This window comes from Halococcus qingdaonensis, assembly GCF_024508235.1.
Classification (GTDB): Archaea; Halobacteriota; Halobacteria; order Halobacteriales; family Halococcaceae; genus Halococcus; species Halococcus qingdaonensis.
This window is the reverse complement of sequence record NZ_CP101943.1, coordinates 402,927-415,154: the sequence shown is the minus strand read 5'-3', so window position 1 is coordinate 415,154 and position 12,228 is coordinate 402,927. Positions and strand designations below refer to the sequence as shown.

12 protein-coding genes and 1 tRNA gene are annotated in these 12,228 nt (G+C 64.5%); 3 read left to right on the top strand and 10 right to left on the bottom strand.

Annotated elements, in window-relative coordinates; all coding sequences use genetic code 11:
- Positions 1-260: 260 nt before the first annotated feature.
- Complete coding sequence (locus NO363_RS02165) at positions 261-1,625, bottom strand: adenylosuccinate synthase (RefSeq protein WP_256686550.1); 1,365 nt, start codon at positions 1,623-1,625, stop codon at positions 261-263.
- A 262-nt stretch (positions 1,626-1,887) separates the two neighbouring features.
- On the opposite strand from NO363_RS02165, the gene NO363_RS02160 reads away from it, so the two are divergent.
- Positions 1,888-2,193, top strand: coding sequence for a hypothetical protein (locus NO363_RS02160; protein WP_256686548.1), 306 nt, complete (start codon positions 1,888-1,890; stop codon positions 2,191-2,193).
- A gap of 1 nt (position 2,194) precedes the next feature.
- Here the strand turns inward: NO363_RS02160 and NO363_RS02155 are convergent, their stop codons facing one another.
- From NO363_RS02155 to NO363_RS02115, 9 genes are all read right to left on the bottom strand, one after another.
- Positions 2,195-2,755, bottom strand: a complete 561-nt coding sequence (locus NO363_RS02155) for a GNAT family N-acetyltransferase (RefSeq protein ID WP_256686546.1) — start codon at positions 2,753-2,755, stop codon at positions 2,195-2,197.
- Positions 2,756-2,814: 59 nt separating this feature from the next.
- The gene (locus NO363_RS02150; RefSeq protein ID WP_256686544.1) at positions 2,815-3,519 is read right to left on the bottom strand and encodes an acyl-CoA synthetase family protein; all 705 of its coding nucleotides are present in this window, start codon (positions 3,517-3,519) and stop codon (positions 2,815-2,817) included.
- Between the two features lie 243 nt (positions 3,520-3,762).
- Positions 3,763-4,191 (bottom strand): HTH-type transcriptional regulator LrpA1, encoded by a 429-nt coding sequence (gene lrpA1, locus NO363_RS02145; RefSeq protein ID WP_004055562.1) that lies wholly within the window; start codon positions 4,189-4,191, stop codon positions 3,763-3,765.
- 58 nt (positions 4,192-4,249) lie between these two features.
- On the bottom strand, positions 4,250-5,197 hold the full coding sequence (locus NO363_RS02140; RefSeq protein WP_256686542.1) for a thiamine pyrophosphate-dependent enzyme: 948 nt from the start codon (positions 5,195-5,197) through the stop codon (positions 4,250-4,252).
- Positions 5,198-5,200: 3 nt separating this feature from the next.
- Positions 5,201-7,096 (bottom strand): 2-oxoacid:acceptor oxidoreductase subunit alpha, encoded by a 1,896-nt coding sequence (locus NO363_RS02135; RefSeq protein ID WP_256686540.1) that lies wholly within the window; start codon positions 7,094-7,096, stop codon positions 5,201-5,203.
- Positions 7,097-7,268: 172 nt separating this feature from the next.
- Complete coding sequence (locus tag NO363_RS02130) at positions 7,269-8,690, bottom strand: sugar transferase (RefSeq protein ID WP_256686539.1); 1,422 nt, start codon at positions 8,688-8,690, stop codon at positions 7,269-7,271.
- Positions 8,691-8,849: 159 nt separating this feature from the next.
- A tRNA-Gly gene (locus tag NO363_RS02125) sits at positions 8,850-8,920 on the bottom strand.
- A gap of 79 nt (positions 8,921-8,999) precedes the next feature.
- Positions 9,000-9,653, bottom strand: a complete 654-nt coding sequence (locus NO363_RS02120) for a class I SAM-dependent methyltransferase (protein WP_256686538.1) — start codon at positions 9,651-9,653, stop codon at positions 9,000-9,002.
- A gap of 40 nt (positions 9,654-9,693) precedes the next feature.
- Positions 9,694-10,209: a DUF7549 family protein gene (locus NO363_RS02115; RefSeq protein ID WP_256686536.1), complete on the bottom strand. Its 516-nt coding sequence runs from the start codon at positions 10,207-10,209 to the stop codon at positions 9,694-9,696.
- A gap of 138 nt (positions 10,210-10,347) precedes the next feature.
- Between NO363_RS02115 and NO363_RS02110 the strand changes: the two genes are divergently transcribed.
- Positions 10,348-10,806, top strand: coding sequence for a DUF5793 family protein (locus NO363_RS02110; RefSeq protein WP_256686534.1), 459 nt, complete (start codon positions 10,348-10,350; stop codon positions 10,804-10,806).
- Positions 10,807-10,844: 38 nt separating this feature from the next.
- Positions 10,845-12,197 carry a phosphohexomutase domain-containing protein gene (locus tag NO363_RS02105; protein WP_256686533.1) on the top strand — a complete coding sequence of 451 codons (1,353 nt, stop codon included), beginning with the start codon at positions 10,845-10,847 and terminating at the stop codon, positions 12,195-12,197.
- The last annotated feature ends 31 nt before the right edge of the window (positions 12,198-12,228 follow it).

Sequence of the window (12,228 nt, the reverse complement as noted above, 5' to 3'; positions counted from 1 at the left end):
AGTGGAACGAGCCGAGGCTCAGGAGAGTGGTTCGAAAGACGCTTCGCGTCTTTCGTCATTGAGCGGGAGCGAAGCTCCCGCGAGATCCAAAAGAGCCCTCGGCTCTTTTGACGATCACGAGAGAGCTTCGCTCTCTCGAACGACTATGCTCTCTTGGTGGATGAAGGGCGAGGGGCGCAAGCGAGGCGGAGCCGAGCGAGTAGCGAACGGAGTGAGCGCGCCCCGAGGGCTTCGGCGGAGGCAGTGCTGTGCGGTGTCGTCTACCCGAGCGGGTCCTCGCGGACGATCGTCTGCTCGCGGCCCGGCCCGACGCCGACGGCGTAGATCGGGACGTCGAGTTCCTCGCTGATGTAGTCCAGATATGCGCGTGCGTTCTCGGGGAGTGCGTCGTAGCCCTCGTCGGCGATCGCGTCCCAGTCGGCGTCGTCCCAGCCGTCGAAGCTGCGGAAGGACGCCTCGCAGTCGGCCCACCGTTCGGTCGTCGCCGGTAGCGTGAGTCGCTCCTCGCCATCGAGCGTGTAGGCATGACCCACTCGCACCTCGTCGAGCCCGGCGAGCGTGTCGATATGGTTGACAACGAGCCCGGTGAACCCGTTCGCGCGCGTCGAATGGCGGAGCATCGGCATGTCGAGCCAACCGATGCGTCGTGGCCGACCCGTGACAGTACCATATTCACCGCCAGCCTCGCGGAGTTCCGTGGCGAGTGCCTCGTCGCCGCGCTCGGTGTCCTCGTCGTAGTCGGGCGTCTGGCCGACCACGCCACCGAGTTCGGTGGGAAGGGGGCCGGTGCCGACCCGTGAGAGATAGGCCTTGGCGATCCCGACGATCTCGCCGTCACCGACGATCCCCGGGCCGAGTCCCGTGCCGGTACAGGTCCCGCCTGCTGTCGGGTTCGAGGAAGTCACGTAGGGGTAGTTGCCGTGATCGATGTCGAGGATCGTCCCCTGTGCACCCTCGAAGAGCACGTCCTCGCCGTCGTCGATGCGGTCGGCGAGGAAGGTCCCGGCATCGACGGTCATGTTCTCCTCGGCGAGCCGTTCGCCGAACGCCGCATACTGGTCGTAGAGCGCGTCGATATCGAACGCCTCGCCGGTCTCGACGCCGAAGACCTCCTCGGCGAGCGCGCGTTTCTGCGGGACGACGTATTCGAGGCGCTCGCGCAGCACGTCGGTGTCGAGCAGGTCGCCGATCCGGATGCCGCGCCGGCCGGCCTTGTCCTCGTAGGTCGGGCCGATGCCGCGACCGGTGGTGGCGACGTCGAAGTCGCTCTCGCTCTTGACGTCTTCCTCGATGCCGTCGAGAACGCGATGATAGGGGAAGATGACGTGCGCGCGGCGGGCAACCCGGATGTCGGGATCGACGCCGCGCTCCTGTAGCGCGTCAAGCTCCTCGAACAGCGTCTCGGGGTTGACGACGCAGCCATTGCCGAGTACGTTGACTTTCCCGCGGATGGCACCGCTCGGTACCAGCGAGAGCTTGTACTCCTCGCCGTCGTGGACGACGGTGTGACCGGCGTTGTCGCCGCCCTGATACCGACATACCACGCTGGCCGATTCGCTCCAGCGGTCGGCCATTCCGCCCTTGCCCTCGTCGCCGAGCTGTGCGCCGACGATGGTGACTGTCATGTCCTTCGGTTCCGACCTTCCGGGTAAACCGATTTCGATGTGCCGGCAGTCATGACGGTGACGTCGAACACCACTTGATGGTATTCATCGTCATTCGGTGTCGAAGGCCAGAAAGTATATGATACATGGCCACTAACGCCCGAAATAGCGAATCCGGTGACGACGGGCCGGCCGATCGCAGTCGTCCCACTGTGGCTGGATTTTTCGACCGGAATCCGGAGGAGTAACGTTTAAACCCCTCACGCACGAGTTAACAAATGCCATGATAGACCGACTTGAGAAAGAGGTCGATATGCTGGAACGCCATCTGCAGGTGCTGCGGATGGTCATCGAGAGCGAACCGATCGGCATCGTGAAGATGTCCAACGAGACGGGCTACCCCCATCACAAGGTGCGCTACTCGCTGCGCGTGCTCGAAGAGGAATCGCTCATCGAGCCGTCGAGTCAGGGTGCCATCACGACCGAGCAGACCGAGGAGTTCGTCGACGAACTCGACGGAAAAGTCGACACGATCGTCGATAAGCTCTCGGGAATGAAGATCAGCGATACGGCCGAAGCCACCTCGTAGCTCACTGCTCGCGCCACTCGCGGCGCAACAGTCCGTACTGAACCGAATCTCGGTACTCGCCATCGATGAATCGATTCTCGCGCGCACGACCTTCCTCGACGAAACCGAGCGATTCGAGCAGCCCGCGCGAGGCCGCGTTGAAATCGAAGGCGTGCGCGCCGAGGCTGTGGACGTCGAACGTCCGGAAGACGTACTCGACGACGAGCGAGACCGCCTCTTTGCCGTAGCCCTGTTCGTGATGATCAGGGACGAGCCAGTAGGCTAGGCTAGGTCGATCCCAGTCGACGCGCCTGACAGTGACGACACCGATCGGTTCGGTTTCGTCCTCCTCGGGATGGTCCGGCCCTGCATCGTCGAGACAGACGACGAAACCGACGTTGTGTTCGTCCTCGATGAACTCCTCGAAGTAGTCGTCCATCTCGCTGTCGTTCATATGTGTGACGGTGCCGAGCGGGTAGCGGATTTCGGGATTGGCGTGTGCACGCTGGAGGAACTCGCTGTCCTCGCGCTCGACGGTCCGCAGCGTGACCCGTTCGCCCTGCTCGATGAGCGTTCCTGGCATGGCCGATGAGCGAACACCACATGGATATTTCTTTCGGATCGATTCGATGAATCGAGAACTCAGAAACAGTCCGCCGGATCAAGCGATCGCGGTTCGGGTGCGTCGTCGCTCGCGATCGCCACATCCGCGACGATATCGCCGTCAGGGAGCGTGATGGTCGCATCCGCGAGCAGTGGGGCGACGATGCCGCCCGCGACGGTTCCGGGTCGAGAGAGCGGTGCGCGCACGGCGATCGTCTCGCCCGCCTGCATGGCCACCGATTCGATCGCGCTCTCGGCGGCAGTGAGCACCGCGGTGTGCGTAACCCCTCCTCCATCGGTCGCGAGAACGGAGTCGTCAGGATCGATCGTCGCCGGGACGAGCGTCGGGTTCTCGCTCCAGACGTCGCGCTCGAAGTATTCGACGTGGGCGTCGTCCGGGGGGTCGCCGTAGGCGATCTTCGTGCCGCCGGGCGGCAGTTCGAACGCGTCGATCTCGTCGGTCGGCGCGATCACCGCACGCGCGTCGGTCGTCGGTGACGGCTCGAAGCGGGTGACGGCCCCGATCGACACCGCACCGAGAAAGCCGAGGAGCGCTTCGGGAGTCCGACCGACGATGGCGACCGTGTGACCGCTTCGGACACCGCAGTGGTGCAGGAAGTTGCCCGTTTTCCAGGCGTTCGTGAGGAGTCGGCGGGCGTCGTACTCGCGGCCGGTGGTGGCGTCGTGGAGGACGATCCCCTCGCCCCGGCGCTCGCGTACGAGGAGACCACGCAGCGTGTCCATGCCGTCGTTTCGCACCCGTAGCGTGAAAACGCCGCCGGCCGATGGTTGTGGAGGTAGTGCGGTTGCAGTCGTTCTGCCGTCTGTAGTCGCATCATGACCTGAACTCAGCGGAGCAAGTGCAAGCTATGCCGATAGAGTATCACGCGAACGATATTCAGCGAGAACCGGCGAACCCGGTGGATCGTGAACGGCGAATGGGACCGAGCAACGCGAGAGGACGCCTCGTCCGTGGAAAACGGACCCCTACTTGAGTCGTTCCTGCAAGAAGGAGGGGTGGGCGGCGGTGACGCCCTCGATCGAGAGGATATCGTCGGCGATGACGTTGCCGACGGCGTTGCCGTCAGGTGCGCGGATCTCAGCCATCAGCATGTGGTCGCCGCTGGAACTGTAGAGCGTCTCGATCTCGTCGAGCTCCGTGATGGTGCGCGTCGTCTCGACGTAGCGGCCGCTCTCGACCTCGATACCGACGAGCGCGATCGAGCGCCCGGAGAGCTTCTTCGGATCGATGTCGGCCGAATAGCCCGTGATAACGCCGTCGCGTTCGAGTTTGTCGATGTACTTGCGAACGGTGGGCTTCGAGACGTCCGCTCGGTTCGCGATGTCGGCGTACGAGGCCTGCGCATCCTCCTCCAGGACGGAGAGAATGCGGTCCTCGGTGGAGTCCGCGCTCATGTCGACTAGTTGGTGTCCATGAAAAAAGATCTTCCGAATCAGAAAACGCGCTGGCGATCTACTTGTGGGCGTCGAGGAGGTCGTAACTGCGCTCCCAGTCTGCCTCCGCGTCGAAGTAGCGCTCGGCCAGCGGCTCCTCGGGCATCTCACCAGTGGAGCGTTTCTCCTCGCCGTACGACCGGCGCTCCTCGTCGATGTAGAACCGACCGGTGAGCACCTCGCCCTCGTAGAGTTTGTCCTCGGTCTCGTGCATCATCTCGGCTGCCTCCTGGCGGTCGTGGACGTCGAAGTCGAACTCCTCGGAGTCCTGGACGTCAGTGTAGGGGACGTACTGTTTGGCGTCCTTGTTCCAGGTCGGACACTGCGTCAGGAAGTCCACGTGGGCGAACCCGTCGTGTTCGATCGCCTCCGTCAGGATCTCCGTCGCCTGCCGCGGGTTCACCGCCGCCGTCCGGGCGATGTAGGACGCACCGGACGTCAGCGCCAGCGATAGTGGTCGAATCGGATCTTTCGCCGAGCCGTGGGGCTGGGTCTTCGACTCGTGGCCCTTCGGGCTCGTCGGGGAGGTCTGGCCCTTCGTCAGCCCGAAGATCTCGTTGTTGAACACGATGTAGGTCATGTCGTGGTTCTCGCGGGCGGTGTGCATGAAGTGGTTCCCGCCGATGCCGTACCCATCGCCGTCGCCACCCGCCGCGATCACCTCGAGTCCCGGGTTCGCGAGCTTCGCCGCGCGGGCGATCGGCAGCGACCGCCCGTGGATCGAGTGCATCCCGTAGGACTCGAAGTAGCTGTTCAGTTTGCCCGAACAGCCGATGCCGGTGACGAGAAGCGTCTCGTCGGGCGTGCGCCCGACTTCGGGCATCGCACCTTTGAGCGCCTTCAGGACACTGAAGTCGCCACAGCCCGGACACCACGTCGCCTGCGGTTCGATCCCCGGCGTGAACGCCTCCCGATCGATCTCCTCGCCCTGTGCCGCCTGTCCGATCGCGCTGAATGATTTGCTCATGTCTTAATCACCTGCCGCGGGTTCGATCCGCGTCTGTGCCGTCGGCGGTTCGTCGCCGCCGTTGACCTGGATGTCGAACCCCTCGACGACCTCCGCCGGTTCGAACGGGTTGCCGTTGTATTTGAGCAGGCTCGACATCTTCTCGCCGAACCGTCCGAGTTCCTTCTGAGTGAGCCCTCTGAACTGGGCGGTGATGTTCATCTCGACGACCAGGCATTCGTCGACCGACTCGAGGAACGCCGTGACGTCTTCTTTGGGGTAGGGCATCAGGTCGCTCACGCCCAGCATCTTGACCGACTCGCCCTGCTCGTTGAGGCGGTCGACGGCCTCCTCGACGCTGCCCTGCTGGCTTCCCCAGACCAGAATGCCGTGCTCGGCGTCTTCTGGACCGTAATACGTCTGATTCGAGTGCTCTTTGTCGTCGAGATCCTCTCGAATCGATTCGAGTTTCCGCGTGCGCCGGTCGACCTGCGCGACGCGATTGTCCGGACTCTCCTCGATGTGGCCTTGCGGGGTGTGTTCGTTGCCCGTCGCCAGGAACCGACCGTCCTTCTGGCCCGGAATGCTCCGCGGGCTCACGCCGTCTTCGGGGTCGTGCCGGAACCGGTTGAACGTCCCCGACGCGTGGTGGGGTGCATCCGCGATCTCCTCTTCCGAAAGGACACTGCCGAGATCCGGGTTGGGCTCGCGATCGAAGTGGCTCGCCGGCACGCTCGCGAGTTCACCCGAAAGCTTCTGATCGATCACGATCACGACCGGAATCTGATACTCGTAGGCCACCCGGAACGCTTCCCGGGACTGCTCGTAGGCCTCCGCGACCGTACCAGGGGCGAAGACGACACGATTGGAGTCGCCCTGACTCGTGTAGAGGATGTGCTCGAGGTCGCCCTGCTCGGGTTTGGTCGGCATCCCCGTCGAGGGACCAGCCCGCATCGCTTCCACGAGCACGATCGGCGTCTCGGTCATCTCCGCCAGTCCCAGTGGTTCGGACATCAGTGCGAACCCGCCGCCCGAGGAACCGGACATCGCCTTGACACCCGCGTGGGAGGCACCGATCGCGAGCGACGCCGCCGCGATCTCGTCTTCGACCTGCTCGGAGATCCCTCCAATGGAGGGCAAGTGCTGGGTCATGATCGTGAACACGTCCGTCCACGGTGTCATCGGATAGCCCGCGATGAACCGGCAGCCCTCGTCGATCGCACCGTACGCGACCGAGTGACTCCCGTTCAAGAGGACTTGCTCTTCGTCGTGACTCCCGGTGGGCACCTCCAGATCGTGGGTGAACTCCATCTCGCTGACTTCGGCGTGAGCCTCCTCGAGCACTTCCACGTTGGTTTCGAGCATCTCGCCGCTCATCGTGTCGGCCATCAACTCCTCGAAGATCCCCGTGTCCATGTCGATCAGCGCCGCGGTGGCGGCCACGCCGGCTGTGTTGCGCATGATCTCGCGGCCGTGCTCGCGTGCGAGGCTTCGGAGGTCGAGCGGGTAGACGTGCCAGTCGTTTTCCTCGACGCGCTCGTCGAAATCCTCGACCTCGTCGGTGTCGAGCAGCCCCTCGTCGTAGACGATCACCCCGCCCTCGCGCAGCTCGTCGAGGTTCTCCGAGAGCGGTTTGACCTCCTCGTTGCCGTAGTAGGCCTCCCCGTCCTGGGGATTCCGGGCGAAACTGTCACCGAGTGCCAGCAGGAAATCGTAGCCGTCGCCGCGCGATTTCACTGCGTGGTCGGCCGCTCGCACCTCCACGTAGGTGTGGCCACCGCGGATCCGCGATGGGTAATGTCTGTGTGTGAATACGTCCAGCCCCGTGCGCATCAGCGCCTTCGTGAAGTTCTGGCTCGTCGAGTCGATCCCGTCACCGGAACCGCCCGCGATCCGCCAGATGAGTTCTTCTCCTGTCATAGTTAGCCTCGCCGCTTCCTGCTCCGATCTTTGTGAGGACATTATAAAAGGGTTTCCGGTATATCAAGACTAATCAATCATGTGGGTTTGGTATATATTCCCAGTCGATGATGACGTTCCGGTGGTCGAGACGGCTGCTAACGGCACGTCTCCGAACTCCGTAATCGGTCGATCAACGGGCGGCGACGGTCTCGACGAGATCGCTCAGAACGAGCCAGACCTGTCTGACGACGATCTGAAGATCGAACCAAAACGACTGTTCGTTGATATACTTCACGTCGTACTGGAGCTTTTTATGTGGCCGAGTGCTTGATACATCGTGGACTTGGGCGAGTCCTGTGAGTCCGGGCTTAACGAACCAGCGTTTGCGCCATGTACTGATTTCTTCTTCTAAGTGTTCTTCCTCATCAACCCAGACGGCACGCGGCCCCACAACGCTCATATTCCCGCTGAGAATCGAACCAAGCTGAGGGATTTCATCGAGGTGTGTCCGGCGGAGTAGACGGCCGACACGAGTGATTTGAGTATTGTCCCTATCATCAATAGGGGTGGAGTCTTCACTATGCGGTATCATGCTCCGGAACTTGTAGACGCGAAACGTCTCGCCGAACTCGGCGGTTCGTTCCTGACCATAGAAAAGTGGCCCGCCATCGTCGAGTTTGATCGCGGCGGCGATGGCGATGATGACCGGCGAGAGCGCCACCAGCCCCGCGAGCGCGAAGGCGATGTCGAACCCGCGTTTGATGACGCGATCCTGCCAGTCCCACGGGACGAGTTCGGTGTCGATGAGTTCGCCGACGCCCGTACCGCTCGTGAGCACGCTATCGGCGTGCTTGCGGTGGACCTTCGCGGTGACGCCGTGGTTGTAGCAGGTGGCGAGCGCACCGAAAAAGGCCGCGCGATCCGAGCGTTCGAAGGCGAGCACCGCCGTATCGATGTCATGATCGACTAACAGATCGTCGAGTCGCGAGAGACTACCCAGATGATCGATCTCGTCGAGCCGTCCATCGAGCGCTTGCCCGCCATCGGCGACGCCCATCGACGGCCGGCTCCGATCGGCGTCGTAGCGGATCGCCGGCGCGATGTAGCCGACGATCGGGAGGTCGGTCGTCGCGAGCAGTTCACCCATCGCGTCCGGATCGTCGCCGACCAACACCGCGCGCTCGGCGGTTGGCTCCGGCCGGCGACGGATGGCGACGAACCACGCCGGCAGCACGACCGAAAGCAACAGCGTCGTCGCCACCAACGTCGTCCGCGGGAGTCGATAGGTGTAATCGAAATAGCCGATCGCCGCGAGCGCGAGCGCGCCCATGAAAAGCCGCCGAAGCGTGAGTGAGATCGTATCGAGGATGCGCCGTGGATGGGGTTTGAACAGCGTCAACAGCGCGGCGGCCACCACCGCCAGCGCCGTCGCCATCGCCACCACCAGCGCCTCATCGGACAGTACCGTCACAGGGAGCCGATCGAGCAGCGGGATCGTCGTCACCAGCCGCTGGACGAACGGATAGTTCGCCACGGCGATCGCACAGACGACGAGAACGCTTGCGCCGAAACTGCTCGCGACGCGATATCGCCATCCGGTGTTGGGGTCCATGCTGAACGAGCGAATCGAATAAACCAGTGCCAGCAGCGGGCATAAGTATTGTGGAATGGCTGATGCAAGCGGAGACGCCATCGGTCAAAAGAGCCATCGTAGCGCCGAGAGAGCACGATTACTGCGGAACGGATCGAGCGCCGATCCGATTGGTTCGGATGCGCCAGCGGGGAATCGAACCCCGACCGAGGGCTTGGAAGGCCCTTGTCCTACCATTAGACCACTGGCGCGCTCACTACGTTCGCGTCGAACATCGGCAAACGTGGCTCGTCCCGACATCGACGCATATCGGCGGTTGCGGATCGGTGATTAAGTCCGTTTCCCTTCGGCACGCACCACCCCGTAGCAGTTGCCCCGCTCCTCGAAGACCCGGTCGACGGCGAGCGTACTCTCGTGCAGATCGTCCTCGAACGCCGCTGGATCGTAGATGTGGTAGTAACGGGGAACGGCCTCGCCGCCGGGCAGCGTCCAATCGACCGTCGTGTCGAACGCCTCGTCGGCCTCGAACCGGTCGTGTGACGTGCTCCACGCGCTCACGAGTGCACGCCCATCAGGGACGAGAACGCGCGCGAGTTCGTCCAGGCTCGCGATGCGTGCCTCGTGGGTCGGTAGATGGTGGATTGTGGCGATATACACCGCTAACCCCACGGTATCGGACGCGATCGGTAGGCGAGTCGCATCGCCCTGACAGAGATCGACGGGGAACCCCTCGCGCTCGCGGCGTTCGCGTGCCGCCTCGACGACCGTCCGGCTCGCGTCGAGCCCGACGACCCGGTCGGCGCGATCGGCGAGCACCGCGGCGTGGCGGGCGTTGCCACAGCCGAGATCGAGGCCGAGCGCGACGCCGTCGCTTCGATCGACGAACCACTCGACGGCCGGCCACGCGTGTGCGCGAGTCTTCGCGAAGTGGTCGCCGATGCGATCGTATGTCTCGCGCACATCGCGCCGGCTCGGATCGCCCATTGCTGAACGGAGTTCGCCGCTGGGGCGGTTCAATTCATCGTTATCCACTCGCACCGGCGCTCGTACGAGTGTCGTGCGTGCGATCGACGGTGAGCAGCCCCACACCGAACAGGAGCAGCGCGATCACGCCGATCGGGATCGGCACGGGCGATGTCGACTGCCAGAGCAGCCACATCGCGCCCGAGAGGACGAGCGCCATGCCGAGACAGAGCGCACCCATCGCCCGCACCGGATCGAACGCCCCCACGAGCAGGCGGTCGCCAGCGACGACGAGCGCCAGCGCCAGCGCCAGCGCGACGACGAGCAACGCCGCCGCGACGAGCCAGAGCGTTCCCAGCCGGGCGAGATCGCCGCCATACTGCGAGCCGATGTCGGTAATGGGGACCGCGGCCCGCGCCATGTCGAGCGAGCGTGCGCCGAAGGAGAGCTCGACCACACCGAAGACGAACCGGACGACGACCGACTCGGCGAACGCGCCGTCGGAAACCGACACCGACCACGGGACCAGCGCGGCGACGAACGCCGCGAACGCCGCGAGTTCAGGTGCACGATCCATGATATCGAATCACAGTGGTGCTATCGGTGGAGACGGGTAAAACCCATCGGTAGTTGTGGCGAGCGAACCCATGCCGGGGGCGAGGACATCCCGGCGTTACGTTCATGACGACAGGGGACATAGGCCGAACAGAACCGAATGAGGCGCGAGAACTTCGACATACACGTCACAAACACCGAGTGGGTTGCGAACGGGGGCGACCCCGGCAAGCCGACGGTCGCCATCGAGTTCGATGGGCCGAACGAGGTGCTTCAGTCGCGTCTCGCCGGCACGGACGACGCCGTCGTCGATGCCGAGGAGACCGACGTCAACTACCGCTTTCATTCCGACGAGAACGAGGGCGTGCTCTCGATCACCAACCGCATCACCGGCGATTTCGTACTCGAACTGAACGCCGACGCGGACGGCGTCCTCGATTTCATCCGCGCGGCGCGGGCCTATGGCGACCACACCGACGACGACGGTCGCTATCGCATTACCGTCGAGCAGGACGGCGAGCGACTGCTCGCCCACGAGAAATCGACGTTTCTCGTCTATAACGAGGACGGCAACCTCGTCCGCCAGCACAGCCTGATCCCCGGCGGCGTCGAACTCTAAACCGCCCGACTAAATAGCCCACCGTCCGAAAACCGTCCATGAACCTCTTCGGCACCGCGGGCATCCGCGGTAGTGCCACCGAGCGCGTCACACCGAGCCTCGCGCTCGCGGTCGGTCGTGCGGCCGGCACGGACGCTCCGAACACTGAGTTCGTCATCGCGCGCGACGGTCGCGAGACCGGTTCGGCGCTGCTCGCGGCGCTCGAAGCCGGCCTGGAAAGCGCCGGCGCGGACGTTCGCCGTGCCGGAACGCTCCCGACGCCGGCGCTGGCGTTCGCCTCGCGCGGGCGGCGCGGCATCATGGTCACGGCGAGTCACAACCCGCCGACGGACAACGGGCTCAAACTGTTCACCGACGGCCAGGAGTACGGCGACGACGCCGAGGCACGCATCGAGGAGCGCGTCGACGCCAGAGACCCGCCGGCGAGCTGGGACGAGTGGGGCCACACCGAGCACGTCGAACCGCTCGTGGCCTATCGCACGTACGTCGCGGACTACGCCCACGAACACGGCGGCAGCCTCGACGGAACGACCATCAGTGTGGACTGTGGCAACGGGATGGCGAGCCGGGCGACCCCGCAGGTGCTCTCGGCGCTCGGGGCCAACGTGACGGGCGTCAACGCGAACGTCGACGGCCACTTCCCCGCCCGTGGATCGAAGCCGACGCCGGAAACGCTCGCGGAGTTTCGGGAGTTCGTCGCCGACGGCGAGACGGAGCTCGGGTTCGCCCACGACGGCGACGCCGACCGGGTCGTCGTACTCGACGGCGACGGCGAGATCGTCCACGAGGACACGATCGTCGCGATCCTCGCCGAACGGTACACCCGCACGAGCAACGCCGGCGATCCCGTCGTCGTGACGACGCCGAACGCCTCCTCGCGCATCGACGAGCGCGTCGCGGAAGCGGGCGGGCGTGTCGAGCGCGTCCGACTCGGCGCGCTCCACGAGGGGATCGCGGCGGCGCGTGCGGCCGGCGACGAGGACACGGCGGTCGTCTTCGCAGCCGAACCCTGGAAACACATCCATCCCGCACTCGGGCCGTGGATCGACGGCGTGGCGAGCGCCGCGACACTCGCCCGACTGGTCGCCGAGACCGGGCTCGATACGCTCCGCGAACCGGTCGCCGAGCGCCCCTACCGGAAGGTGAGCGTGGATTGTCCCGACGAGCGCAAGGAGGCAGTGATGGACGAGCTGGCGGAGAGTCTCGGTGAGACGTTCCCCGACGGCGAGCGCTCGACCGCTCACGGGGTGCGCATCGAACTCGACGACGGCTGGGTGCTCGTCCGACCCAGCGGCACCGAACCCAAAGTCAGGGTCTACGCCGAGAGCGAGCGGGTCGATGCGCTCGTCGAGCGGACGGTCGGGGCGATCGAGGCGGCGCTCCCGGCGTAAACCTCCGTTACATTTAAATCATCATCGTCAT